The organism is Tritonibacter mobilis F1926 (genome assembly GCF_000376545.2).
Classification (GTDB): Bacteria; Pseudomonadota; Alphaproteobacteria; order Rhodobacterales; family Rhodobacteraceae; genus Epibacterium; species Epibacterium mobile.
This window is the reverse complement of the sequence record NZ_CP015230.1, coordinates 3,190,267-3,216,219: the sequence shown is the minus strand read 5'-3', so window position 1 is coordinate 3,216,219 and position 25,953 is coordinate 3,190,267. Positions and strand designations below refer to the sequence as shown.

General features: G+C 56.1%; 29 protein-coding genes. 20 read left to right on the top strand and 9 right to left on the bottom strand.

What is annotated here, in order from left to right:
• Positions 1-3 precede the first annotated feature (3 nt).
• The 5 genes from K529_RS15230 to K529_RS15210 form a co-directional block, all read right to left on the bottom strand.
• The gene (locus tag K529_RS15230) at positions 4-1,629 is read right to left on the bottom strand and encodes an ABC transporter permease (RefSeq protein ID WP_005608003.1); all 1,626 of its coding nucleotides are present in this window, start codon (positions 1,627-1,629) and stop codon (positions 4-6) included.
• A gap of 111 nt (positions 1,630-1,740) precedes the next feature.
• Complete coding sequence (locus K529_RS15225; RefSeq protein ID WP_005608001.1) at positions 1,741-2,847, bottom strand: extracellular solute-binding protein; 1,107 nt, start codon at positions 2,845-2,847, stop codon at positions 1,741-1,743.
• Positions 2,848-2,952: 105 nt separating this feature from the next.
• Entirely contained in the window at positions 2,953-4,053 is a 1,101-nt protein-coding gene (locus K529_RS15220) for an ABC transporter ATP-binding protein (RefSeq protein WP_005607998.1), read from the bottom strand.
• A 315-nt stretch (positions 4,054-4,368) separates the two neighbouring features.
• The gene (locus K529_RS15215) at positions 4,369-5,766 is read right to left on the bottom strand and encodes an aspartate aminotransferase family protein (protein WP_005607995.1); all 1,398 of its coding nucleotides are present in this window, start codon (positions 5,764-5,766) and stop codon (positions 4,369-4,371) included.
• A gap of 65 nt (positions 5,767-5,831) precedes the next feature.
• Positions 5,832-6,578 carry a GntR family transcriptional regulator gene (locus K529_RS15210; protein ID WP_005607992.1) on the bottom strand — a complete coding sequence of 249 codons (747 nt, stop codon included), beginning with the start codon at positions 6,576-6,578 and terminating at the stop codon, positions 5,832-5,834.
• A gap of 87 nt (positions 6,579-6,665) precedes the next feature.
• Between K529_RS15210 and K529_RS15205 the strand changes: the two genes are divergently transcribed.
• The 5 genes from K529_RS15205 (at position 6,666) to K529_RS15185 (ending at position 11,982) form a co-directional block, all read left to right on the top strand.
• Positions 6,666-7,754, top strand: coding sequence for a polyamine ABC transporter substrate-binding protein (locus tag K529_RS15205; protein WP_005607989.1), 1,089 nt, complete (start codon positions 6,666-6,668; stop codon positions 7,752-7,754).
• A gap of 88 nt (positions 7,755-7,842) precedes the next feature.
• Positions 7,843-8,982 (top strand): ABC transporter ATP-binding protein, encoded by a 1,140-nt coding sequence (locus K529_RS15200; RefSeq protein ID WP_005607986.1) that lies wholly within the window; start codon positions 7,843-7,845, stop codon positions 8,980-8,982.
• Entirely contained in the window at positions 8,982-9,863 is an 882-nt protein-coding gene (locus K529_RS15195) for an ABC transporter permease subunit (RefSeq protein WP_005607984.1), read from the top strand. Before K529_RS15200 ends, K529_RS15195 begins: the two co-directional genes overlap by 1 nt.
• Entirely contained in the window at positions 9,860-10,678 is an 819-nt protein-coding gene (locus tag K529_RS15190; protein WP_005607981.1) for an ABC transporter permease, read from the top strand. The genes K529_RS15195 and K529_RS15190 overlap by 4 nt, the downstream gene beginning before the upstream one ends.
• Positions 10,675-11,982, top strand: a complete 1,308-nt coding sequence (locus tag K529_RS15185) for an NAD(P)/FAD-dependent oxidoreductase (RefSeq protein ID WP_005607979.1) — start codon at positions 10,675-10,677, stop codon at positions 11,980-11,982. The genes K529_RS15190 and K529_RS15185 overlap by 4 nt, the downstream gene beginning before the upstream one ends.
• Here the strand turns inward: K529_RS15185 and K529_RS15180 are convergent.
• Genes K529_RS15180 through fliK form a run of 3 tightly spaced genes read right to left on the bottom strand, consistent with a single transcriptional unit; the run spans position 11,955 to position 14,719 of the window.
• Complete coding sequence (locus tag K529_RS15180; RefSeq protein WP_005607977.1) at positions 11,955-12,842, bottom strand: phosphotransferase; 888 nt, start codon at positions 12,840-12,842, stop codon at positions 11,955-11,957. The two genes, K529_RS15185 and K529_RS15180, sit on opposite strands and share 28 nt — an antisense overlap.
• Positions 12,843-12,864: 22 nt before the next feature.
• Complete coding sequence (locus tag K529_RS15175) at positions 12,865-13,560, bottom strand: flagellar hook assembly protein FlgD (protein WP_005607975.1); 696 nt, start codon at positions 13,558-13,560, stop codon at positions 12,865-12,867.
• Positions 13,561-13,564: 4 nt separating this feature from the next.
• Positions 13,565-14,719 (bottom strand): flagellar hook-length control protein FliK, encoded by a 1,155-nt coding sequence (gene fliK, locus K529_RS15170; protein ID WP_227512330.1) that lies wholly within the window; start codon positions 14,717-14,719, stop codon positions 13,565-13,567.
• A gap of 488 nt (positions 14,720-15,207) precedes the next feature.
• Between fliK and K529_RS15165 the strand changes: the two genes are divergently transcribed.
• From K529_RS15165 to K529_RS15140, 6 genes are all read left to right on the top strand, one after another.
• Entirely contained in the window at positions 15,208-15,498 is a 291-nt protein-coding gene (locus tag K529_RS15165) for a rod-binding protein (RefSeq protein ID WP_005607969.1), read from the top strand.
• Entirely contained in the window at positions 15,495-15,863 is a 369-nt protein-coding gene (locus tag K529_RS15160; RefSeq protein WP_005607966.1) for a flagellar protein FlgN, read from the top strand. Before K529_RS15165 ends, K529_RS15160 begins: the two co-directional genes overlap by 4 nt.
• Before the next feature lie 215 nt (positions 15,864-16,078).
• Positions 16,079-16,927 carry a flagellin N-terminal helical domain-containing protein gene (locus tag K529_RS15155; protein ID WP_005607963.1) on the top strand — a complete coding sequence of 283 codons (849 nt, stop codon included), beginning with the start codon at positions 16,079-16,081 and terminating at the stop codon, positions 16,925-16,927.
• Between the two features lie 87 nt (positions 16,928-17,014).
• A complete protein-coding gene (gene flaF, locus K529_RS15150) occupies positions 17,015-17,386 on the top strand; it encodes a flagellar biosynthesis regulator FlaF (protein ID WP_005607961.1) in 372 nt (123 codons plus the stop codon).
• A 2-nt stretch (positions 17,387-17,388) separates the two neighbouring features.
• Positions 17,389-17,793, top strand: coding sequence for a flagellar biosynthesis repressor FlbT (gene flbT, locus K529_RS15145; RefSeq protein WP_005607958.1), 405 nt, complete (start codon positions 17,389-17,391; stop codon positions 17,791-17,793).
• Complete coding sequence (locus tag K529_RS15140) at positions 17,790-19,742, top strand: DUF1217 domain-containing protein (protein WP_005607946.1); 1,953 nt, start codon at positions 17,790-17,792, stop codon at positions 19,740-19,742. The genes flbT and K529_RS15140 overlap by 4 nt, the downstream gene beginning before the upstream one ends.
• A gap of 153 nt (positions 19,743-19,895) precedes the next feature.
• Here K529_RS15140 and K529_RS15135 read toward each other — a convergent pair whose 3' ends face one another.
• A complete protein-coding gene (locus K529_RS15135) occupies positions 19,896-21,224 on the bottom strand; it encodes a FliI/YscN family ATPase (RefSeq protein ID WP_005607943.1) in 1,329 nt (442 codons plus the stop codon).
• Between the two features lie 88 nt (positions 21,225-21,312).
• Between K529_RS15135 and K529_RS15130 the strand changes: the two genes are divergently transcribed.
• Genes K529_RS15130 through K529_RS15090 form a run of 9 tightly spaced genes read left to right on the top strand, consistent with a single transcriptional unit; the run spans position 21,313 to position 25,902 of the window.
• The gene (locus K529_RS15130; protein WP_046002044.1) at positions 21,313-21,702 is read left to right on the top strand and encodes a FlgB family protein; all 390 of its coding nucleotides are present in this window, start codon (positions 21,313-21,315) and stop codon (positions 21,700-21,702) included.
• Positions 21,703-21,718: 16 nt separating this feature from the next.
• A complete protein-coding gene (gene flgC, locus K529_RS15125) occupies positions 21,719-22,111 on the top strand; it encodes a flagellar basal body rod protein FlgC (RefSeq protein ID WP_005607937.1) in 393 nt (130 codons plus the stop codon).
• A gap of 23 nt (positions 22,112-22,134) precedes the next feature.
• The gene (fliE, locus tag K529_RS15120; RefSeq protein WP_005607934.1) at positions 22,135-22,431 is read left to right on the top strand and encodes a flagellar hook-basal body complex protein FliE; all 297 of its coding nucleotides are present in this window, start codon (positions 22,135-22,137) and stop codon (positions 22,429-22,431) included.
• Between the two features lie 3 nt (positions 22,432-22,434).
• Positions 22,435-22,713, top strand: a complete 279-nt coding sequence (locus K529_RS15115) for a flagellar biosynthetic protein FliQ (RefSeq protein WP_005607932.1) — start codon at positions 22,435-22,437, stop codon at positions 22,711-22,713.
• Positions 22,713-23,429, top strand: coding sequence for a flagellar hook-basal body complex protein (locus tag K529_RS15110; RefSeq protein WP_005607930.1), 717 nt, complete (start codon positions 22,713-22,715; stop codon positions 23,427-23,429). Before K529_RS15115 ends, K529_RS15110 begins: the two co-directional genes overlap by 1 nt.
• A 9-nt stretch (positions 23,430-23,438) precedes the next feature.
• Positions 23,439-24,224, top strand: coding sequence for a flagellar basal-body rod protein FlgG (gene flgG, locus K529_RS15105; RefSeq protein WP_005607928.1), 786 nt, complete (start codon positions 23,439-23,441; stop codon positions 24,222-24,224).
• The gene (gene flgA / locus K529_RS15100; RefSeq protein ID WP_005607927.1) at positions 24,225-24,641 is read left to right on the top strand and encodes a flagellar basal body P-ring formation chaperone FlgA; all 417 of its coding nucleotides are present in this window, start codon (positions 24,225-24,227) and stop codon (positions 24,639-24,641) included.
• The gene (gene flgH / locus K529_RS15095; RefSeq protein ID WP_039983277.1) at positions 24,641-25,378 is read left to right on the top strand and encodes a flagellar basal body L-ring protein FlgH; all 738 of its coding nucleotides are present in this window, start codon (positions 24,641-24,643) and stop codon (positions 25,376-25,378) included. Before flgA ends, flgH begins: the two co-directional genes overlap by 1 nt.
• 11 nt (positions 25,379-25,389) lie before the next feature.
• Entirely contained in the window at positions 25,390-25,902 is a 513-nt protein-coding gene (locus K529_RS15090; RefSeq protein WP_005607923.1) for a flagellar basal body-associated FliL family protein, read from the top strand.
• Positions 25,903-25,953: the final 51 nt, after the last annotated feature.

Genomic DNA, 25,953 nt, shown 5'->3' with positions numbered 1-25,953 from the left:
TTCTTATCCCAGCTTCACATTGTCGATGCCGACGATCTTGTCGTAGGCCCAGTAGAGCAGCAGAACCACCACGAGGAGGATCGTGCCCAGTGCCGCCGCAAGACCCCAGTTAAGAGACTGCGAGATGTGGAAGGCGATCCGGTTCGAGATGAACACGCCCTTCGTACCACCAACCAGTTCCGGCGTGATGTAGTAACCAATGGCCAGAATGAAGACGAGGATTGAACCCGCCCCGATGCCCGGCACTGACTGCGGGAAGTATACCCGCCAGAAAGCCGTCCAATTGGTTGCCCCCAGCGATTTCGCAGCCCGCAAATAAGACGGGTTAATTGTCTGCATCACCGAATACATCGGCAGGATCATAAACGGCAGCAGGATGTGGGTCATCGCCACAATGGTACCGAATTGGTTGTTGATCATCACCAGACGGTCATTGTCTGCTACGATGCCCAGCCAAACCAGAACGTCATTGATAACCCCCTGTTGCTGCAACATGACTTTCCACGCCGATGTCCGCACCAACAGTGAGGTCCAGAACGGCAGAAGCACGAGGATCATGAGAACGTTCGCGGTGCGTGACGGCAGATTCGCCAAAATCCATGCCACCGGATAGCCAAGCACGATACAGCTGACCGTGATAGCAAGCGACATGATCATGGTGCGCAGGAACAATGTACCGTAGATGCGCTGCAGCTCAGGGCGCAGTTCAGGACCGTCATGGCCCTTCTGAAAATCAGCTGCATTCAGGAAGTAACCGTTCGTGTACTTGCTGGAGTAGGTCTTGATGGTGCGCCAGACTTCCGGATCTGCCCAATCCTCGTCGATGTCCACAAATGCATCGCGGGTAGACATGGTTTGCCACTCGGGCGACTGGATCGCTGCTGCGGCAGCTGCAAGACGTGCGGCAGTGTCTCCTTCAAACGCAGAGGCAGCATCGGGGTTGTCCGCCAGATCATGGTACAGCGCCATATAGACCGGCGCCCATGGCTCCTCTTTGGTCGGGCTGTCCTGATCTTCTGCCTGAATAGTGCGCGCCCACGCAGTATAAGCATCCGTCGCGCCGGGCAAAAGCTCAGCCGCAGTGGAAGAATACTCAAACCGGGGTTCATCTTCGCCACCGGCCGATGCAGTCCAGCTTGGATCTGCAAAAAGCGCAATCAGTGCCTGCGGTTCTTCCCACGCCGGGTCTAGCTCAACGAATTGGTCCAGATAGACCTCGCCCATGTCATCGACTTTGCGGCCTGCCTTGCGAAACAGCGAGGAGATACCCGCGTTCTCATAGTTCAGGCGCGATCCGACACGGGTGTGGATCTTCTTTTCGGCGGCGACAACCAGATCATAGGCCAAGGCGTCAAACGTCGACTCTGGTGGTGCCTCGCCGCCGTCAGCGTCATAGGTTTGCACCGCTGCAGTTGTGCGCGGCAGCGTCTCAGAGACGATGCTGTTCTCAACTGATCGGAACAACATGTCGCCGATCGGGAGAATGAATGTCAGCAGAACAAAGAGAAGGAGCGGTGCGATCAAGGCCAGCGCGCGCATCTTCTGCATCCGGAGCGCCCGTGCGAGGCTGCGCTTTAGCGGCGTGCCATCTGCAGCAAGGACCGGTCCGGTATCGGTTGTGTCGCTCATTTAAGGGAGCCCCCCGGGGTGTTGGTGCGGGTATTATTATTATCTTTGGTGGAGAGAGGGCCAGAATGCCCGGCCCCCTCCCGGATCCATACTCACATTACGTGCGAGAGATTATTGAGCCAGCCACGCCTGGAACTTTGCGTCCATATCGTCGCGGTTGTCTGCCCACCACTCGTAGTCATAGATGTGCACGTTGGTCGCGTTGGCCGGGTCGGTCGGCATATGCGGTGCCATGTCGATACCCAGTTCTTCGTGCTTACCCACCAGCGGTGCAGAGGATGCACGCGCAGGACCGTAGGAGATGTACTTCGCCTGATCGGCCAGACGCTGGGTGTCTGTGGCGAACTTCAGGAAGTCCATCACGCGCGCTTTACGATCTTCAGGCAGGCCTTCCGGTACGATCCAGCCATCCAGATCGAACGACTGCATGTCCCAAAGCATGCCGATGGGCTGGTCCTGCTCTGCAATCGCAGAGAACAGACGGCCATTATAGGTCGAACCCATGACAACTTCACCGTCCGCCAGCAGCTGCGGTGTTTCAGCGCCAGCGCTCCACCATACGACGCTATCCTTGATCGTATCGAGTTTGGCCAGCGCGCGCGCTACGCCTTCGTCGGTGTCCAGAACGTCATAGATCTCGTCCTTGGCAACGCCGTCGCAGAACAAAGCCCATTCCATGTTGTCGATCGGACGCTTCTGCAGCGCACGCTTGCCCGGGAAGGCTTCGAGGTCGAACACGTCGCAAACGGAGCTGGGGGCCGTGTCACCCACCAAGTCGGTGCGGTAGCCGAATGTGGTGGAGTAAACGATCTGCGGAACAAAGCAGTCAGAGACAAGCAGGTCACCGAAGTCGTCAGACGCAGAGGTTCCGTCGGGAGCCTCAGCAAGGTCTTCGTCCGGGTCGATTTCCATCGCCAGACCTTCGTCGCACAGGCGCATCGCATCAGAAGCGACGACGTCAACCAGATCCCAGGTGACGTTACCCGCTTCGGACATCGCCCTCAGCTTTGCAGTGGCTTCAGCAGAGCTCTCATCCCAGACAACGGTCACGTCGGGATTCATTTCCAGATAAGGCTCAACGTAAGCTTTCAATTGGCTCTGCTGGTAGGCACCGCCCCAGGACACCAGGGTCATTTCATTCGCCATATCCGCAGCCAAAGCCATCGGCGCGCAGAGTGCGGTCGTGGCGGCCAGAGCCGACAGGTTACGCAATTTCATAGTGTATTCTCCTTGTTGAGACACTGAATCTTTTAGTTTGAGTTTCAGATGTGGGTCCCCCGATCCGTTTTTTCGCCGGGGGTTCCGATGCGCTGCCGGATGCGATCAGGCGTCCAGAGCGCGGCAGTCTTCGGGCAGCCAGCCGATTTCTATCTGCTGGCCGGGCTGAAGACGAACCTGATCAGGGGCGTTCCGGGTCTTGATGATGAACTCATCATTGCCCGCCACACGCAGGCGAGTGCGGAAGATGTCACCCATATAGATGAACTCCAACACTTCGGCCTTGAGCGTATGTACGCCTTCCTGCAGGCGTTCCTTGTTATATTCCACACGTTCCGGGCGGATCGACACGCGGGTGCGCTGACCGACCTCGGACACGTTGATGGGCATGGCATCGATCAACTCGCCACCATCGAGCTGCACCAAGGCACGGCCTTCGCCAATTTCCTTGATCACCCCTTCAAGCGTGTTGTTCTCGCCGATGAACTGCGCCACGAAACTATTCGCAGGCTCTTCATACAATTGATCCGGCGGTGCGAGCTGCTGAATGCGGCCATCGTTAAACACGGCAACGCGGTCCGACATGGTCAGCGCTTCGGTTTGGTCGTGGGTCACGTAAACCGTGGTGATCCCCAGCTGGTGCGCCAAGTGGGTGATTTCGAACTGCATTTTTTCACGCAGCTGCTTGTCGAGCGCGCCAAGAGGCTCGTCCATCAGCACCAATTCAGGTTCAAACACCAGCGCGCGTGCAAGGGCGACACGCTGTTGCTGACCACCCGAGAGCTGCGCTGGGCGGCGGCCTCCGAAGGCACCCATCTCCACCATATCGAGCGCGCGTTTGACTTTTGCTTCGCGCTCGGACTTGCCCAATTTGCGAACCTCGAGCGGAAAGCTGAGGTTCTCGGCAATCGTCATATGTGGAAACAGGGCGTAATTCTGGAACACCATCCCGATGCCACGTTTGTGCGGTGGAATGTTGTTGATCGACACACCGCCCAGCCGGATGTCGCCGTGAGTGGCAGTTTCAAAACCTGCCAGCATCATCAGACATGTTGTCTTTCCCGACCCCGACGGTCCCAGCATGGTCAGGAATTCGCCCTTGGGCATAGTGAGGTTCAGATCTTTGACGACGAGTGTCTCACCGTCATAGCTCTTTTGCACGCGTTCGAATTCAACGAACGCGTCAGTATTCGACGCATCGGCCAAATCAGGCTCCCCGTTTATGTTCTTATTTGTGGCGGATTTGCTCCGCTCTTGATGACTTAGTGTAAGCACAGTGCCGTTCCACTGTGCAACCGGCACGCATATGTCCGGTTCGGCTTCGCAGTGGGTTTCTTAACACTCTGGGACGATCACTCGATGCACCCGGTAGCTTTGCGACCCAAACTAGCTCTTTTGCGTCATATTGGGATAATTTTACCGGTGAGTACAACAGGGCTGGCGAGGTTTTTTTAGACGAATGCATAAAAAAGGGGCCACTCAAGGCCCCTTGTGATGAATTCGAATCACCAAACTGAGTGATCAAGTTGCCGATTTCAGCAGGTCTTGTGCCTGAAGTTCGGCATAACACTCGTCCAGTGATTTGGTCGCTCGTGCGATCAGCGTGTCGATTTCTTCCGGTGTGATCACCAGCGGCGGCGAGATAATCATCCGGTCGCCTACATGACGCATCACCAGATTGTTGGCAAAGCAACGCTCACGACAGATGAAGCCAACAGTGCCTGCATCAGAGGCGAAGGCTGCGCGCGTTTCTTTGTTCGGTGTCAGGGCGATGGACCCCATCATACCGACAATCTTCGCTTCTCCGACCAGCGGGTGGTCCATCAGCGCTTCCCATTTCTCCTTGAGATAGGGCGCAGCCACGTTCCGGACGTGATCCAATACGTTTTCTTCTTCGAGAATACGCAGGTTCTCTAGGGCCACTGCAGCGGCCACCGGGTGCCCGGAATAGGTATAGCCATGATTGAACTCATCTTGCGCAATCACACCCGCCACCTCGTCGGACACAATAGAGCCACCAATCGGCGCGTAGCCTGAGGAAAGCCCCTTGGCGATGGTCATGATATCGGGGCGAATACCCATTGTCTCAGAACCGAACCAGTTCCCGGTGCGGCCAAAGCCACAGATCACCTCGTCTGCAATCAGCAGAATTTCATATTTATCACAGATACGCTGGATCTCGGGCCAATAGGTTGCGGGCGGCACGATAACACCACCAGCACCCTGCACAGGCTCCGCAATAAAGGCCGCGACCCGACCTTCACCCAGTTCGAGAATGGCCTTCTCCAACTCTTGCGCGCGCTGAAGACCAAAGTCATCAGGGCTGGTATCGCCCCCTTCGGCCCACCAATGCGGTTGGTCGATGTGGTGAATATCCGGAATCGGCAGACCGCCCTGAGCATGCATGGCCGACATACCGCCAAGAGAACCAGAGCCTACCGAGGAACCGTGATAGGCGTTTTTACGTGAGATGATGATGGATTTGGTCGGTTTGCCCTTCATCGCCCAGTAATGACGCACCATGCGAATGTTGGTGTCATTGGCCTCGGAACCGGAACCGGCAAAGAACACATTGTTCAGATCGCCCGGCGCCAGTTCAGCGATCTTTGCCGCAAGCGCAATGGCAGGCACATGAGTCGTCTGGAAGAAGGTGTTATAATACGGCAGTTCGCGCATCTGGCGCGCTGCCACCTCGGCCAGTTCCTCGCGACCGTAGCCAATGTTGACGCACCAAAGTCCCGCCATCGCATCGAGGATCTCGTGACCTTCACTGTCGGTCAGAGTGACGCCGTTGGCGCGTGTGATGACCCGCGCGCCCTTCTGCGCCAGACCGCCGTTTGCGGTGAAAGGGTGCATGTGGTGCGCCGCATCCAGCGCCTGCAGTTCTGCGGTCGGCAGATGGTTGGTAATCGTCGTCATTGATGACACTCCTGAACGGGAAGCTTTCGTCCAGAATATGATCAAAAATCACACTGTCAATCGAATCAGTTGATCGGAGTCAGCCCCGCTCGTACCTGCTCCATGCCCTGCAAGACGTCCCGTTCCATCGCCAGCGCGACAAGATCCGCATCTTTTTTACGCAGGCCTTCAAGGATGTCTTTATGACGGTCTGGAAAGCTCTGTGTGCCGAAGCGTCCGCAGACCACCCGAAGCGATGGGCCAAAGCGCAGCCAGAGACGATCCGCCAGATCCGCAAGGATCGGCGCATCCGCATGGGTATTGAGCCTGCTGTGGAACTCGTAGTTGAGCGCCAGATACCCGGCCACATCACCGTTGGCTATGGCGACATCCAATTGCAGATCGAGCGCTTCTAGCGCGTCTACAGCAGACGCAGAAATACGGGTTGCAGCACGACGGGCCAACTCACATTCCATTGTTTTTCTTGCAAAAATAAGCTCATCCACATCTTCTGCACGAAGTTCAGGAACAGAAACGCGACGATTTCCCTGAAACACCAGCGCCCCGTCTGAGATCAATCTGCGGATCGCTTCACGTACAGGTGTCATGCCGCTGTCCAATGCCTCCACCAGACCCTGAATCGTCACCGCCTGCCCCGGTGCCAGTTCACCAAACAATATCTGCGCTCGCAGACGCTGATAAACTTGCTCATGCGCGGGGAGTTTTGCGGCCCCTTCAACGGGGGAAACGGATGGCGGATTTGGCACATTCACCGGGCTTGGATCCTTCTCATTTTCGGGCAGCTTGCACGAAGGAAATACAGATGAAAACATAAAGTGTCTTGCCGGATGAGGCAAAACTTGATCAAAATAGCCCACAGCCGGACGGAAAAGACGCCGGTATGCACAGGGGAGATTCTCATGAAAATCACAACGGCCACCATCGTGTCCGCCATCGCACTCAGCGTCGCAGCCGCCGCTTCGGCTGAGCAAGTGCGCGTCTACAACTGGTCCGACTACATCGACGAATCGCTGTTGGCGAAGTTCGAAGAAGAGACCGGCATCGACCTGATCTATGACGTTTTCGATTCCAATGAGCTGCTTGAGACCAAGATGCTCGCTGGTGGTTCTGGATATGATGTGGTGGTGCCCACCGGCTCATTCCTGCAGCGCCAGATCCAAGCGGGTGTGTTCCAGAAGATCGACAAGGACAAGCTGTCTAACTACGGCAATGTCTGGGACGTCATTCAGGATCGCACCGCGCGTTTTGACCCCAACAACGATTATTCGATCAACTACATGTGGGGCACCACAGGCATGGGGACCAACCTCGGCAAAGTGACCGAGGCCCTTGGCGAAGATGCTCCGATCGACAGTCTCTCGCTGGTCTTCGACCCTGCCAACATGGAAAAGCTATCTGAATGCGGCGTGCATTTCCTTGATGCCCCGGATGAGTTGATCCCTGCCGCACTGACCTATCTCGGGCTAGACCCCAACAGCCACGAAAAAGACGATCTGGAGCAGGCAGCAGGCGTGCTGGAAGCCGTGCGCCCCTATGTTCAGAAATTCCACTCTTCTGAATATATCAATGCGCTCGCGAATGGCGATATTTGCGTCGCCTTCGGCTGGTCCGGTGATATTTTGCAAGCCCGCGACCGCGCGGCCGAGGCTGATAACGGTGTGGAAATCGCTTACAACGCCCCATCTGAGGGTGCGTTGATGTGGTTCGATCAGATGGCCATTCCAACGGACGCACCCAACCCGGAGGGAGCGCATAAGTTCCTGAACTTCATCCTCCACGCTCAGAATATGGCTGCCGCATCGAACTATGTGTATTACGCCAATGGCAACAAAGCCGCGCAAGAGTTTCTGGCCGAAGACGTGATCGGTGATCCGGCGATTTACCCCTCTGCCGCGGCGATGGAAAACACCTACATCAAGGGTCCATATCCGCAGAAAGTACAGCGCGTGGTGACTCGCCTGTGGACCCGTGTGAAATCCGGCACCTGAGACCCATCAGACCGAACCTCCGGCAGGGCGTGCACAAGCGCCCTGCCCCGACTGACAGAAGACGACGGGCAGGCTTTGGGCCGCCCGCATGGGGGCAGACTTGGCAATACCGGTATTTGAACCTTGGACCGATCCGCAGGCTAAACCGCTGATCCAATTCCAGAATGTGACCAAACGCTTTGGCGATTTCACTGCAATCGACGACCTGACTATTGACATTTTTGAGCGCGAGTTCTTTGCGCTTTTGGGTCCGTCTGGCTGTGGAAAAACCACAATGATGCGAATGCTTGCAGGCTTTGAAGCCCCAACAGAAGGCAAGATTTTCCTTGCCGGGCAAGATATCGCACCCGTTCCCCCAAACCAGCGCGCTGTGAACATGATGTTCCAGTCCTACGCGCTTTTTCCTCACCTTAGTGTCTGGGAAAACATCGCCTTTGGCCTGAAACGCGAAGGCCTGCCCCGCAATGACATCAACGCCCGCGTCGAAGAGATGCTGCGCCTGACCCGGCTGGAAAAATTCGCCCGTCGCAAACCGCACCAAATTTCTGGCGGACAACGCCAACGGGTGGCACTGGCCCGCAGTCTCGCAAAAGCACCCAAACTGTTGCTCTTGGATGAACCGCTCGGCGCACTCGATAAGAAACTGCGCGAGGAAACCCAGTTCGAACTGATGGACATCCAGGAAAAGACCGGCACTACCTTTGTGATCGTCACCCACGATCAGGAAGAAGCCATGACAGTGGCGAGCCGGGTCGCGGTGATGGACAATGGCAAGGTGATGCAAGTCGCCACACCTGCAGATATCTACGAGGCGCCCAATTCCGTCTATGTCGCTGATTTCATTGGCGACGTTAATCTGATTGAGGGCACAGTTACCGCAACTGGCGACGGCGTGTATGCGCTGCACTGGCGCGAGGGTGCCGCACCTTTGGTCGTAAAATCCACCAACACAATCTCTGATGGCCAAATTGCACATCTGGCGATCCGCCCGGAGAAAGTCACCATCAGCGCCGACAAACCCGAAAGCGCCGACAATGCCGTGCAGGGCAAGGTCTTAGATATTGCCTATCTCGGCAACCTCTCGACCTACCACGTCGAACTGCCTACCGGCGATGTGATCAAGGCACAAACCGCCAACACTCGCCGCATTTCGCGTCGTGCCTACACATGGGAAGACACCGTCTGGCTGTCCTGGACAGCCACCGGCGGCGTCTTGCTGGGTGAGTGATGCGCCGTTTTTTCCTGATCGCTGTTCCCTACGTCTGGCTCTTGGCACTGTTTTTGGTGCCCTTCATCATCGTCCTTAAAATCTCGCTCTCGGATGCGGCTATCGCGCGCCCCCCCTATGTCCCACAGTTCGAGTGGGCTGAGGGCATTCGCGCGTTCTTCGCAGAACTGGATTTTGAAAACTTCACGTGGCTCATTGAGGATGATCTCTACTGGAAAGCCTATCTCAGTAGCCTTCAGATCGCGCTGACATCGACCCTGCTGACGCTGATCGTGGGCTATCCCATCGCCTATGGCATGGCGCGCGCGCCCGAAGAATGGCGGCCGACGCTGATGATGCTGGTGATTCTGCCGTTCTGGACCTCATTCCTGATCCGCGTCTATGCGTGGAAGGGCATCCTGTCGAACGAAGGCTTTCTCAATCAGTTCCTGATGTGGACCGGACTTGTATCCGAACCTCTGCAGATCCTGAACACCACCACCGCCGTCTATATCGGCATTGTCTACACTTATCTGCCGTTTATGATTCTGCCGATCTATGCGGCGCTGGAACGGATGGACGATAGCCTGATCGAGGCGGCCGAGGACTTGGGCTGTTCGCGCCTATCGGCGTTCTGGCTGGTGACCATACCCCTGTCCAAAGGGGGCATCATCGCGGGCTGTTTCCTCGTCTTCATCCCGGCAATGGGCGAATTTGTGATCCCTTCGCTGCTCGGCGGATCCGACACGTTGATGATCGGCAAAGTGCTGTGGGAAGAATTCTTCTCCAATCGCGATTGGCCGGTGGCGAGCGCGGTTGCCGTGATCCTGCTATTGATCCTCGTGGTGCCGATCGTTTTGTTCCAACGCAATCAGCAAAAAGAACAGGAGGGCGACGCATGAAACGTCTGAGCGCATTCAATGTGGTCTCGCTGACGCTTGGCTTTGCCTTCCTCTATATTCCGATGCTGATCCTGATCCTGTTTTCCTTCAATGAAAGCAAACTGGTCACGGTCTGGGCGGGCTTTTCGACCAAATGGTATGTCGAATTGATGCAGAACGAGGCCATGCTGCAGGCCGCATGGGTCACGGTAAAGGTTGCGGTATTCTCTTCGACCATCGCGACCGTGCTGGGAACCATGGCCGCCTACGTCATGGTGCGCGGCGGGCGCTTTATGGGCCGGACGTTGTTTTCCGGCATGATCTATGCGCCTTTGGTCATGCCCGAGGTGATCACCGGCCTGTCGCTCTTGTTGCTGTTCATCGGCATCGGCTTGGACCGCGGTGTGCTGACAATTGTGCTGGCACATACCACGTTTGCCATGTGTTACGTTTCCGTTGTGGTCTCCTCGCGACTGGCGACATTTGATCGTTCACTGGAGGAAGCAGCGCTGGATTTGGGCTGCTCGCAGGCGCAGGCTTTCCGCTTGGTGACATTGCCGATTATCGCACCGGCTGTGGTCTCCGGCTGGCTTTTGGCCTTCACCCTGTCGCTTGACGACCTGGTGATCGCTTCTTTCACAACCGGCCCAGCCGCCACGACCCTGCCGATCAAGATCTTCTCGGCCGTGCGGCTCGGTGTCAGCCCGGAGATCAATGCGCTCTCGACCATTATGATCGGCATCGTCACTGTCGGCGTGATCAGCGCATCGCTCATTAGCAAACGAGCCTTGGTGAAGCAGCGGCGCGAAGAACAGGAAGCGGTGCGTACCGCATGATGCGCCGCATCTTTTCCGACTACGCCTATGGGGCGGGTCCACGCAGCAACTGCTGGTGGGATGAGACCTGCCCTGCGCCCATCTGGCCACAGCTTCAGGGGGATCAGACCGTTGATGTGGCGATCATCGGTGGCGGTTTCACCGGGCTTTCCGCTGCACTGCATATGTCGGAGGCGGGGCTGAGGGTTGCAGTCCTGGAAGCCGAAACACCCAGTTGGGGCGCATCAGGGCGCAATGGCGGATTTTGTTGCCTCGGCGGCGCAAAGCTTGGCGCGCGCGCCATGGCGCGCCTGCACGGCAGCCAGGAAACACAGGTCTATCAGGCGGGCGAGGAGGCCGCCGTCCACTTGGTAGAACAGCTGATCGCCCGCTATGGGATAAATGCAGAAACCCATTCTCAGGGCGAAACTGTCATGGCGCATTCTGCCAAGGCCCGCGCCGCTCTGAAGCGAGACGCCGAAAATGATCAGGCGGAGTTCATCGACGCCCCTCAACTGGCAGCCCAGGGTCTGGGCGGAAACTTTCACGGCGCGCTCACCACCCCTGTAGGCTTTGCACTCAATCCACGTAAATACCTCTTTGGTTTGGCAGATGCTGCGCAAGCAGCAGGTGCAGTTCTCTACCAAAACAGCCCCGCGCTCCGCTTACACCAAGGCGGCAAACACTGGCACGCTGTCACGCCAAGAGGTCAGTTGTGGGCCGCACAGATGGTCATCGCAACCAACGGATATTCCAGCGAAAACCTGCCCGATTGGCTTGCAGCCCGCTACATGCCAGCACAGTCCACAGTGATGGTCACGCGGCCCATCACACCGGACGAACAGGCGATGCAGGGGTGGACATCAGCGCAGATGGCCTACGACACTCGCCATATGCTGCATTATTTTCGCCTGATGCCGGATGGGCGATTTCTGTTCGGGATGCGCGGAGGGCTAACGTCTTCACCCCGCGCCGAGCAAAAGATTCGCGCCCTACTGCGTCGCCATTTTGAAGGGTTGTTTCCGAAGTGGACACATGTGGAAACCACACATAGCTGGTCTGGGATGGTCTGCCTTTCGCGAAACCTCGTGCCTTTCGTGGGGGCCGTTCCAGACCATCAGGGTTTGTACGCGGGGCTTTGCTATCACGGCAATGGTGTTGCCATGGGCAGCTATTCCGGCGCGCTTCTGGCGCAGCTCGTACAGGGTAACACCCCAGATATGCCCTATTCAAAAGTCCTGCAGCGCCTGCCTCGCTTCCCGTTGGGGCGCGCCAGACGTCTGCTGATGCCGCCTGCCTATGGGCTCCTGAGCCTGCTTGATTGAAGCTCGGCCACTTCCAGATCACACGCCTCCCGATCCCCGCGCCACGCACAATACGCCGCCATCCGCCAGTGGAACCAGGGTTTCAGCGCGTAATAGCGCGCCACCACCCTGCGATCCGGATAAGCTAAACCAAACTGCGCCTCTTCCTCAGATGACAACACACGCCCGCGATAAAGGTGCTGCATTGCGGGAGAGAGAAACATTGCCAAATCTTCTGCCGGGTCACCCAGCTGCGGACATTGCCAGTCGATCAAAGTCAAAGTGCCATCATGAGCCACAAGATTCCCGGGCACCGGATCGCCATGGATCAGGCAAACCTGCGATGTCGGCGGCACCACACCCCGCGGGGCCATCGACACTAAACCTGCGTCCGTAGAACACTGCGCAAGAATCTCACGCGTTTGCTCTGTCAACGCACGAGATCCATTGCGGCCTGCTGGAAGATCCGGAAGCGCCGTCTGGTCATGCAGAATGCCCAACAGCCGCGCCACATGACCCGCATCTTCATGCCAGCGAGAACCCGCAACATGACGATAAATAAGCCACGCCTGCCCCTGCCACGTTCCATGCGCCAGATAACGTGGTGCCATACCGGTTCCATTGAGCGCCAATAGCACAGATCTTTCACGTCCCCACTCGTTGGCAAATAGCGGGTTCTGACAGCCCTCTCGATAGAGTTTCACCACCCTGTCGCCTGACCGCCAGACATAGTTGCTGCGTCCACCCGTCAACACAACAGGGGCAGACATAGACCAGCCCTGCTGCGCCAGATGGCGAAACAGGGCTGTCTGGATCTCGTGTTGCGCAGATAGAGGCAAGAACGCTCCGCTGAACGGATCACCACCTGCCCCGGCGATCATGAGGCCCGGTTACTGCTGCGGATCAGGAACTGCCAGACGGCGTATCCGGGTCACGCAACGCAGTAACCGAGGTGGCGAGGATGGCGCTTCCGCTCTCGAGGATCAAGGCCACTTCACCATTCACGTTTTGAGTTTCCTCAACAACGCCATAGACTTCCGCAACTTCTGAGAGGATCACTTCGCCTTTGGACGAGCTCTCAATCACAAAGGTATAAGATCCCTCGGGCAAGGTTTCGCCCTCCCCGTCCTTACCATTCCACTGGTAAGGCTCGGCAGAGACAGGCAATTCGACCCGCCCAACCTCATTTTCCTCGGCGTCATAGATGACCATTTCCACCTTATCCGCGACAGCAGCTGGATTCGGTGCCACAGAAATAGGAGTCGATCCATCAAAGTGAGCCGCGGCTTGCGCACGTACTTCTTTACCGACCCAACCGGTCAATTGAGACATGTTGGAAAGCGACAGAGCCGTCAACATACTGGTCAGCGTTTCATTGGTCAGAACCTGCTGTTCGACCGACGAGAACTGCGCCAGCTGCGCTGTGTAATCAGACGAATCCATCGGCTCCAGTGGATCCTGATACTTTGCCTGAGTCGTCATCAGCCGCAAGAACGTTTCAAAATCTGATGTAAGCGCGCTGGTCGCAGATTGTTTGCCTGCGGCCGCGCCGCCAGTGGCCGTTTGCTGGGTACCTGCACCTGTAACTGGAGTGGTCATGCTCTTATATCCTTATATCCAGCCGGTCGGCTGCGATGTTCAATTGTTGTGACAATGGAAGGCCAGACTGCGTCTCCTCGACAGCGTCTCCTTCACCCTGAAGACCCGATCCATCTGCACCGCCATTTCCATCACCATCTTCGGATTGGCCCGCCTGCGCGTCAGAACCAAACTGGAAAGAGATGTCAGAAAAGCCCATTTCTTTGAATTCGCGAGCCAAATCCTGAATATGCCGCCGCATCAGATCTTCGGTTTCAGGGCGTTCCGCATTGATGGTGACCGTGACACCCACATCGGTGGTCATCACACGCATATTCACATGCCCCAACTCACGCGGGTTCAGGGTCACGTCCACATTGCGCTTGCCGCCAGTCGCGACGGCTTCTGCCAGTTGTTGTGCGACATGACGCGGTGTTTCAGCACGAAAGCTAGACGCACCTGATCGAACAGATGCCTCTGCCAACAGCTGTGGCAGAGCAAAGCTCTCTGCCCCGCGCTGGGTCAGGATATCCTCACCAACTTTCGCCGCACCGCCTGTGCCCATGAGGCTCGTGACCACGGCAGAACTTGACTTGAGGACGGTGTCGCTCAGTTGAGCTTGGGCTGTTGCCAAGGTCTGGGCCGTCCCGTTTGCAGCCGAATGCAACTGCCTCGTGTCGCCTGCGCTTATTTGAGCCCGAGCGCTCACAACCGTGGTCGCCGCCTGAGCCTGCACCGCAGTCAGAGGCATATCCCGAGCACGAATTTCTTCTTTGCCCACCTGAACTGGAGGAACTGTTTTCAAAGCCTCGGCTGACGTCATAGCTTGAGTTTGAACGACCGGCTGCCCTTTCGTCTCAGGTGGCATCGGACCGATCACCCGCTGCTGACGCACCTCTTCACGCTGCGCGTTCAAAAGTACGGACGTTCCATTGCGTTCCTGCGTATCAGACAGAGGACCTGCACGGGTGGCAATGGGTTGACTGTCTTCAACCTCCGCTTCTGCCTGTGGCATCGTGCGAGGCAAAGCTTCTGTTTTAGAAGGCATTTCGACTGCCGATTCTTCAGTTACAGTCGATGTCTGCGCAATCGGCGCTTGTACTGCAACTGCCCCGGCCTCTGCTACTATTTCAGCAGCATCGCTCTCTTCTGATGTGTAAAACTCGGGATCTGTCTCCATATGCTCATCTGAGGAGGCCTCGCCCTCTTCGGCCGCGCTGTCACCCGCAACAAGCGGGTCAGCTTCAGCATCTTTATCAGATGACTCAAAGGGGAAGGTCTCCTCGGAAGCGGGTGCTGATTCAGATTCAGGTGCTGGTCCATCAGCTGGCTGATCACCATTCACCTCTTGTGACTTAGCCTCTTCACCAGTTGGGGCCTCTGCCTCAACCTTTCCTTTGGAGGAGTTTTGATCTTGTTCGTTTGCTTTGCGGGCGAGGACGGACTCGAATGAATCACCGCCCCGGCGCGCCGGGTCTGTTCGCTTTGACGACTCAGCAGGCGTACTGCCAACTGATTGAGTCGTAAGGATTTTCGTAATCATGATCCACCGGATGTTCTATCTCGTGTGCATCCTGAATAAATGAAATCGGTTACGGCATTTTTAACCGCTTTTCGCGAAACTGAAAAATATCGAAGAATTCGACACAGTATCAGGACTGAGGCAAAATGCCCGTAACACATGTTTCGACGCCCGTAACGGCGGTCCCATATCCGCAGGCCAATGATCCAAAAGATCAAGCTTTGCGGCAGGCTGCGATTGATCTCGAAGCCTCCTTTCTTTCTGAAATGCTCAAAGCCGCTGGCCTCGGCAAAGCGCCTGAAGCCTTTGGTGGCGGCGCTGGTGAAGACCAGTTTGCCGGCCTTCTGGTCAATGAGCAGGCACGCGCAATGGCAGAAGCTGGCGGCATTGGGCTCGCAGAATCAATCTACAACTCACTGAAGGACTCTCAAGAATGAGCGCACTTACCGATCAAACCCCGCAAGCCATTATCAATGCGCTCGACACGCTGCTGGAAGAAGAGCGCGGTGCATTGACCAATGGCGAACTCCATAAACTTGAAGACATTCTCGCACGCAAAGAAGATCTGTTTGATCGCCTCAACAACATCACGGATCTGGAAAGCGGCGCACTCGAATCCGTGCAAAACAAAGTCACCCGCAATCAAGCTCTGCTCGGCAGCGCGATGCAAGGCATCAAGGCGGTCGCAAACCGTATGTCTGAACTGCGCAAGGTGAGAAAGGGTCTGGAGGTATACAATCAATCTGGTCAACGCACCCGTTTTGCCACCACAGGCAGCCTGAAACTGGAGAAGCGTGCATAACGCAGTCAGAGGTCTGGACAATTTTAAAAATGCAAATTGCGCCTTTAGCACTCTCTTAGCACCTAATACGCCAATGTCACCTTGCATCTCAAGCGAGGTGGCGCGGAAACCGAACGGTGAAGCACAGTCAGAACGACGACAGAGAGAGCTCCGGCAACGGAGCTGGGATTACCAAATCAAGGGCTAAAGTGCCCTAAATCAAAGGAACTCATGCTATGTCCAGCATTCTGACGAACAATGGTGCAATGGTTGCTCTGCAGACCCTCAAGTCTGTGAACACCGACCTGAACGACACCCAGAAAGCCATCTCCACCGGTAAGGAAATCGGCGTTGCAAAAGACAACGCAGCCGTTTGGGCGATCTCCAAAACCATGGAATCCGACATCGCGGGCTTTGAAGCGATCGAAGAAGGCCTGTCCATCGGCGAGGCAACCGTTGCCGTCGCATCCGCAGGCGCCGAACAGATCGTCGAAAAACTCACCGAAATCAAAGAACTGATCGTCTCCGCTCAGTCCGAAAACGTTGACCACGGCAAGATCCAGGACGACATTTCGTCCAAGGTTGATCAGGTCGCCGCAATCATCTCCGCTGCACAATTCAACGGCGCCAACCTGCTGGCGACCGATGTTGACGGCAACGGCGCGACCAACGTAGGCGTTCTGGCCTCGCTGGATCGTGTCGGCGCAGGTGGTACAGTCTCTGCAGTTGAAATCACCATCGACTCCGTCGATTTTGAAGGTGACCTGGATCTCTCCTCTTCGTTGACCGCGATCACCGACACTGCCTCTGCAGCCTCGGCACTCGCTGAGATCGAGACCTTCCTGCAGACAGCTATTACCGGTGCTGCGGCTCTTGGTGCCGACTCTGCTCGTCTCGACGATCAGTCCGAATTCGTAAGCAACCTGGTCGACTCCATGACCATGGGTGTGTCGACAATGACCGACACCGACATGGAAGAAGCATCTGCTCGCCTCTCGGCCCTGCAAACCCAGCAGGAACTCGCAGTGCAGTCGCTGACCATTGCGAACGAAGCGCCGGGCTCACTACTGCAGCTCTTCCGCTAAATCCGCCTTTGAGTTGGGGCGCTTAACAGCGCCCCAACTACCTTACTTCTCTGAGAATCAGTGAAAAATAATACGTTAGGATAACACGTGAATGCCCTTCTAAAGGCGAAGAGCGCCTATGCGGCGGCAAAAGCCCCGACCCGTACAGCACGGAACACCGAGTATGAAATCCTTGCCCGTATCACACATCGAATGATCGTGGCGAATGGCAAAGGCTCGGATGGATTCAAGGATCTTGTCGCAGCGGTTTCCGATAATCGCAAACTCTGGACACTCTTCACTTCGGATTTGGCCAAGGACGGCAACAAGCTGCCGGACGAGTTGAAACAACGCCTGTTTCATCTGGCTCGCTTCACGCGTGAACACAGCAGCAAAGTTCTGGCTCGTAAGGCGTCAGTGCAGCCGCTGGTCGAAATCAACACAGCCATCATGCGTGGCCTTAGAAGCGGAGCGTCCTGAAAATGAGTGGATTGGTCCTTAAACTCGCCCCTAAAGAGCGTGTCCTGGTCAATGGAGCCGTAATCGAAAACGGAGATCGCCGCAGTCGCTTGTCGATCGTCACCCCTGATGCGCATATCCTGCGCCTACGGGACGCGATTCACCCAGAGCAAGCGAATACGCCGGTACGCCGGGTCTGCTATGCAGCACAGTTGGTGCTGTCAGGTGATGTCGATCCCGAAGAGGATCGTCTGCCAATGCTGCGGCGGATCGAAGAGTTGAGCCAGGTCTTCACCGACCCGGACAGCCGTGCGGCCCTGTCAGAAGCAACCGAAGCTGTGATCAGCAACAACCACTACCGTTGCCTCAAAGCATTGCGTGCTTTGTTACCCCGGGAGGAACGGCTCATGGCCGTCAGAGCACAATGACCTATACACCGCTCATTCCTTCATCAGGGGTTGCGGGCTGGAATTTTCTGCAATCGACCTATGACCGGCAATACGACGCCTTCGTCAAGTCGGGAAGCTTGAAAAACGACAGTGAGTACTTCGCCGAGAATATCGGCGGAGTTACCTCCAGCGAGGATTTACTGAACGACCGCCGCCTGCTTCAGGTGGCGGTTAAGGCGTTTGGTCTCGAGGAGGAGATCAACTATCGCGCCCTGCTGCAACGTGCGCTCAACGAAGGCACATCTGCCAGCGATGCGCTTGCCAACACGATGAATGACGAGCGCTACGTTGAGTTTTCCAACGCATTTGGGTTTGGTCCCGGGCAGTCCCCGATGACCAGCGACAGCAAAGCCATGCAGGCGGTGATTGACAAGTTCCAGTCTGCCTCGTTTGAAGAAGCTGTTGGCGCAGTTGATGAAACGATGCGCACGGCTTTGTTTGCCAAACGTGCCATGATCGAAGTGTTCGGCGAGCCGGACGAAGACGATGTATCACAACTCAGCGTGAAAGAGCGTGCGCTGCGAGAATTTGATCTCTCGATGAAAGAGATCAATGGGAAGGGCGATGACGTACCCGGCGTAACCTCTGTCGAGGATCAATGGCAGGACATCGTTCAGCGCGATACGTTGCGAGAATTCTTTGACACAACATTACGTATCCCGGCGGGTGCTGCGGGCCTCGAGGAAGATGAGCGTATCCAACTCTACCGCGAACGCGCACAGGTTGTTTTTGGCACCGATGATCCGACCGTGTTCTTCTCTGGAGAGAATAAGGGAATCATCGTGTCTGCGTTTAAAACACGCGCCACGGTTGATGGAGATGACGCAGCTGAAACCGCCAAGATCGCAAAACTATCAGAGCATATCCTTGATCAGATGGTGTCTCGCGACGCCGCATTGAATGAGGAATGGGACTTCATCTCGCGCCAAGAGCCATTGGCAGAGTTTATGAAAGTTGCCCTCGAACTGCCTGACGATATCGCAACGCGCAACACCAGTGACGCGATGCGGATTTATCGGGAGAAAGCGATCGAAGTGTTTGGTACCGATGATCCAAACATCTTTGCCAGTGCCGCCAACTTGGACGCTACGTTGAACACGTATCGAGAAAACGCTGCCGAAGCTGGCATGAGAAGCAGTGAAATTTCAGGCAATCTCCGCACCGTAGAAACGATCCTGAAATTCTCATTTGGCAAGGAAGATGCGGTTGACGGAGGAGACACAGATGCGGCTAACACTGCAGCAGTTGACGCAGGTTGGTACAGTATCATGGGCCAAACAGGTGTGCCTCGTTTCCTGAATACGGCTCTTGATGTGTCGTCAGGGCTTGAACCGGGTGAGACCTTTGAAGCGCTGACAGTCGAAGAGCAGCTTGCAATCTATAAAGAAAAAGCGGTCGAAATTTTCGGGACCGATGATCTCAAGGAACTCACCGGCCCCTACCAGATGGGCGCCGTCAGCGAGGCCTACAGAACCAACGCCGAGGCCGGTGGTGAAAGCGAATTTTTCATCACCTATTACTCTCAGATCGCTGAACGGGAGTTAGATATCCTGTTCCAAAGTGATGAAACCGATGCTGAAAAAGAATTTGAAGAGGCATTGGAAGAATTGCGAACCATGAACGACGAAGATGATGGTCCCAGCGCCAATTCGCAATGGTACACGATCATGGGTCAGCAAGCGATGACGGAGTTCATGCAGGTCGCTCTTGGACTACCCAAGGAAGTCGGACAAATGGATATCGATCAGGCTGTTGGGGTATATCGGCGCAAGGCAGAACAAGTGCTGGGCACTGACAAACCTTCAGAGTTCATTTCTCGCGATAAGATGGATGAGTTGGTCAACATGTACCTGACGCGCTCGCAAATGAACAATATCAGCAGCGGATACAGTTCTGGTAGTGCGGCGTTGATGATGTTGCGTAGCTGAGCCTTCAAAGTCTGACAAAATGAAAAACGCCCCTGCTTCACGGGGCGTTTTTTCTATCTGATCGGCTAAATTTGAATTGACGTTGGGCAGCCATGGCTCAGCTGTGCCGGCCTTGCAGGCCAGTTGCTACCGTTTCAGGCGATCGAATACCCACTACCGGCCGCCGCCAGCACGCCGCAACAAGAGCGCCAAACGGTTGAAACTTCCCTGGGTGCCGTCGGTTTCGTTGCGCCCAAAAAAGGAATCGAGCTCCGGCCAGATTTTGACGGCCTGATCCAGCACCAAGTCATTGCCTTCTGAATACAGGCCCGCCCGGATCATCACCTCGGATTGCTCATAGGCACCAAGGAACTTGCGGACCGCCAAAATCATCTCATTTTCCTCTTTTGTCGCTGCCGCAGGCAGGCTGCGCGAAACGGAGCGCGAAACATCGATGGCTGGGAACCGCCCGCGTTCCGCAATCTCCCTATTCAGTACAATGTGGCCATCCAAAACCCCGCGCAAAATATCGGCAATGGGCTCATCCATGTCGGAGCCGGCGACAAGAACGCTGAATACCGCAGTAATGTCGCCCTGACCTTCCAGGCCGGGTCCAGCGCGTTCGCAAAGACCCGTAATCAATGGCGTCACGGAAGGCGGAAAACCACGAAGGGCTGGTGCCTCACCAGAGGCAACAGCAATTTCACGATGAGCTTCAGCAAACCGCGTAATGGAATCGGCCATAAAAAGTACGTTTAAGCCTTGATCACGGAAATGTTCTGCCACTGACATCGCCGACCACGCGCAGCGTCTGCGTACCAAAGCAGACTGATCGGAGGTTGCCGCCACGACAACCGCACGCTTCATCCCCTCCGGCCCAAGAACCTCCTTCACGAAGTGATTCACCTCGCGCCCACGTTCGCCAATCAATGCCATAACAACGACGTCGGCTTCCATGTTTTGCGCCAATTGCGCCATCAAGGTTGATTTCCCAACACCCGATCCCGCGAAAAGACCAATCCTCTGGCCTGTCACGATGGGAAGCACCGTATTCAGGATGGCAAGCCCGGTCGAGAGGCGCTTGCCCAAGCCACGACGGGCTGCGGCTTTGGGAGGGCTTTCCATCAGATCACGGCTCTCGACCCCACGCAGCATCGGTTTGCAGTCCAAAGGCTCGCCAAAGGGATCAATGACGCGGCCGATCCAGCTGTTATCCGGCGCAAATTCCGGTGTTTCAAAGAGAAGCACCGCATCCCCTATGGATGCGCGTTCCGGCGCGGTGTCCGGCAACATTCGAATATGATTGGCACCAATCGCCAGCACCTCACCGTGGAGGTCGTCCTTTTTGCCGCGCCGGAGAACAAGTCGATCCCCAATGCGAGCCTGTGTCTCAAGGCCGGACACTTCGATCTCGCCACCCGAAATACCTGTCACCCGCCCCATGGGGGCAGCAAGGCGAGTATTGGCCAGTTCCTGACTGAGCGCCTGGATCGATTTCATCATCTGCGGGTTCTCCAACATTCCTCTGAAAACAATTTCTAAAGGAATCAGGGTTAAGCCTTGATTGAAATTGATCGAGGGAGAAGCCCCGGTGTTCGAAAGACTGAATGTTTTTAATATCGCCTATTCAATGGCGACTCATGCGGGCAAGCGTCAGGCGCTTGTCTCGGAAAATATCGCAAACGCGGATACCCCCGGGTATCTCGCGAAGGATATTAAACCCTTCAAAGAAGTCTTTGCTGCAGGCGAAGCGCAGGGCGACATGATTGCCTCGCGCAGTTCGCACATCAATGGCGCAAATGGCTCCGGGTTTGATTGGGCGGTCACCACGGACGATTCGGCCGTAGACCCCAACGGTAACTCCGTCTCACTTGAGGAGCAGATCCTCAACGGTATCGAAGCCAAGCGGCAACATGACCGCGCATTGGCTGTGTACCGATCATCCATGAACGTGCTGCGCGCCAGCCTTGGCCGCAGCTAATCAAGGAGACTGAGAAATGAGCGACTTTTCCAAATCCCTGTCCGTCACAGCCAGTGGCCTGCGCGCTCAAGCTGCGCGCCTCACCCATGTATCGGAGAACATCTCTAACGCAGATACTCCGGGCTACCGCCGCAAAACCGTATCCTTTCAGGCGGTGCGCGATCTGGAAACGGACGTAAGCCAAGTCAAAGTCGGTCGCGTTTCGCTCGACCGTAGTGAACTGGAGCAAGTTTACGACCCCTCTCATCCACTGGCCGATGAAACTGGCCACTACGAGGGGTCGAATGTCGATCTGATGATCGAAATCGCGGACGCGCGCGAAGCGCAGCGTACCTATGAGGCAAACCTGAAAATGTTCGATCAGACACGACAAATGTCGTCCTCCCTGATGGATCTATTACGCCGCTAACCTGAACAGATTGGAGATCCAGAATGGATATTCGTTCGCTTACCGCCACCTCCGGCTATGCCGCAGCTCGTCCCGCTACTAAGGTTGATCCGGACTACAACCCGGCCTCCCTGCAAGAGCAGGCCAAGACCAGCTTTCAAGACTTCACCAACACGCTCGCCCACAGCGAGCAGGTTTCGGTCCAGTCCATGACCGGTGGCGCAGACCCCCATCAGCTGGTACAGGCGCTGGCCCAAACCGAGCTTGCAGTCGAAACCGCAGTAACGGTGCGCAACAAGGTCGTCGAAGCCTATCAGGAAATCCTGCGGATGCCGGTCTAAGCCATGCTGACCGAAGGCATATTCTACGACACTTTGCGTCAGGGAATTCTGGCGGCGATTACTATGTCGCTGCCCATTCTCACCACCGCACTGGTGATCGGCCTAACGGTTGGTCTGTTTCAGGCGCTGACGTCCATTCAGGAAATGTCGCTGACGTTTGTTCCTAAGCTCACGGGCATCCTCGTCGTTTTCTGGCTGACGATGGCAACCATGACGCAGACGCTCGTCGCCTTCTTTACTGGTCATATTATTCCCCTCATTCAGGGAACAGGAGGACTGTAATGGGTTCTATCGGCTATACCACGTTGTCGCGCCAGTCCGGGTTGCTGAACGAAATGCAGGCCGTGGCGAACAATATCGCAAACTCTGCGACAACCGGCTATCGCTCGGAGGGGTTGATCTTCTCGGAGTATGTCAAATCAGCTCCAGGCCAAGAAAGCCTCTCGATGGGGCGTGCGAATATCCGCAACACCTCCCTCGAACAGGGCACAATGAGCCAGACCAATGGCAGTTTTGATCTCGCGATTGAGGGCGATGGTTTCTTCATGGTGGAAACACCTGCGGGCAATCGGCTCACTCGGGCGGGGAACTTTACCCCCAATGCTGAAGGTGATCTCGTGACGGCCGATGGCTACCGGGTTCTGGATGCGGGCCAGGCACCGATGTTCGTTCCGGGTGATGCAGAAAGCATCTCCTTCGGTGCGGATGGAACGCTAAGCGCAGATGGACAGCAGCTTGGTCAGATCGGGCTATTTGTCCCTGATGAGGAGGCTCAGATCTTGCGCGAGGACGGCGTGATGTTCCGCGTGGAAGGAGAGACATTGCCGGCTGAAGGCGCGCAGGTTCTGCAAGGGTTCCTTGAAGGGTCGAACGTCAACACCATCCACCAACTGGCCCGGATGATCGAAGTGCAGCGTGCTTATGAAATGGGGCAAAGCTTCCTCGACAACGAAGATAAGCGCATCCGCGCGGCCATCGACAACCTTATGAAATCATAGGAGATAACCATGCGTGCACTCAAAATCGCCGCCACGGGGATGAGCGCGCAGCAACTGCGCGTCGAAACGATCTCCAACAACCTCGCCAACATGAACACCACCGCCTACAATGCGCGGCGGGCTGAATTCGCGGATCTGCATTACCAACAGATCTCACGAGCTGGCACCGTGAATGCTTCTGACGGCACTGTCCTGCCCACAGGTGTTCAGGTCGGCCTCGGTGTACGTCCAGCTGCGGTATCCGTGTATCTCAATCAAGGCGCTTTGTCGCAGACCGGCAATGAGTTGGATGTCGCCATCGACGGCAACGGCTATTTCGAGGTCACCCTGCCATCTGGCGAAACCGCCTATACCCGTGATGGTTCGTTCAAGCGCTCTGCCGAAGGATTAATCGTCACTAATGACGGCTATCCGGTGTCGCCTGAAATCACCATTCCGGAGGATGCGAATTCCATTTCGATCAACGCCGAAGGCGAAGTTTACGCCTATTTCAACGATACGGTCGAAGCAGAGCTGCTTGGTCAATTGACCCTGTCGGGTTTTACCAATCCCAAGGGGCTTGAGGCGGTGGGGAGCAACCTCTTCAAACAAACCGAGGCCTCAGGCCAGCCCAACACGACTGAACCCGGTGCAGACGGTGTCGGAACCCTGCGCCAAAAGTATCTCGAAGATAGTTCGGTTGATGCCGTGCGTGAGATCACTGAGCTGATCGAAGCCCAGCGCGGTTACGAGATGAACTCCAAGGTGATTTCCGCCGTGGACCAGATGATGTCGGCAACCACACAGGTACGCTAAATGAAACTCCTGCCCATCCTCATCGGGATTCTCTTTGCTCAATCCGCACTGGCCGACATTCTGGTGCCCGTGCGGACCATTCGCGCCAAGGAGATCATCGCAGCCGAAGACCTCGTTTTCAAAAACGTCGAGTCCCCCGGTGCGCTGAGCAGCCCCAACGAGATTATTGGGCAGGAAGCAAGGATTGCGCTCTATGCAAGCCGTCCCATTCACGCTGGCGATATCGGACCGCCAGCGCTCGTGGATCGCAACGATCTGGTGAAACTCATCTTTCGCCACGGCGGTCTCGAAATCTCTACAGAAGGTCGTTCGCTCGGCCGAGGCGCGGAAGGTGAACTGATCCGCGTTATGAACCTGTCCTCGCGCACCACGGTCACAGGCCGGATCAGGGCGGACGGAAATATTGAGGTAAATTGATGAAACCCCTTCTCGCAGTAAAATGTGCGGTTCTTGGCCTTAGCCTTGTGGGCGGGTGCGCCCGTATGGACCACATCGGTAAACCACCAAGCTTCACGCCAGCAGACGAAACACAGGAACACGTGGCGATGCTCTATCAGGGCCTGCCGCTGACGTCTCAAACGCAACGCGCGGTAGACAACGCCTCACTCTGGAGTGGATCTCGCGCCTCCCTGCTCGGCGATCGGCGTGCCACCAAAAAAGGTGACATCCTCACTGTGGTGATTGAGATCAATGAGAAAGCCTCAATTTCCAACGACACAAAGCGTTCCAGAAACTCCTCGGAAAGCATGCAGGTGCCACAGCTCTTGGGCTTGCCTCAGCGCCTTGACGAAAGGTTGCCCGATGGCGCGTCCAGCGCCGATTTGATTGACCTAGGGAGTAACTCCTCATCCGGTGGCAGTGGTTCAGTGAGCCGTAGTGAAAAGCTGGAACTGCGTGTCGCGGCGACGGTTGTGGATGTGCTGCCAAACGGCGTTTTGGCCATTAGCGGATCGCAGGAGTTGCGCGTTAACTTTGAACTGCGTGAACTACTTGTGTCCGGCTATGTGCGCCCCGATGATATCAGCCGGCAAAACGAAGTGACCTACGATAAAATCGCGTCAGCTCGTGTATCCTACGGTGGTCGTGGCCAGATTACAGATGTGCAGCAACCGCGCTATGGCCAGCAGGTTCTTGATGCCGTGCTACCGTTCTAAAGGAGGTCATAATGGCGAAATTACTTCCTATAATCATGCTGCTTATCGGCATTGGCGGCGGCATCGGTGCGGGCATTATGCTCGCACCTGCACCCGAAGAGTCTGAGGTCGCTGCCGCGGGCGAAGGCCATGATGCAAGCCAAGAGGAAAGCGCAGAAGAGCACGCCGAAGAAGACACGGCCGAAGACGAAAACGCCGAACCCAATGAGTTCATCAAGATCAACAACCAGTTCGTGATTCCGGTGGTCGAGCGTGACCAGATGACTGCAATGGTGGTCTTGTCGCTCAGCCTGGAAACAAAGCCCGGCATGTCTGGGAAGGTACATTCCTTCGAACCCAAACTTCGCGATGTATTCCTGCGCGTGCTGTTTGATCATGCCAATATGGGGGGCTTCCGTGGCGCGTTCACCCGCTCTGAAATCTTGGATCCGCTTCGAACCTCTCTTCGTGAAGAAGCACGGCGTTTCCTTGGCAGTGACCTAGTAGATGTCCTGATACTGGAAATTACACGTCAAGACGTCTGATCGGGTAACATACCCTCCGAATATGAGAAAGCCGCCTACCCGATCGGGAGG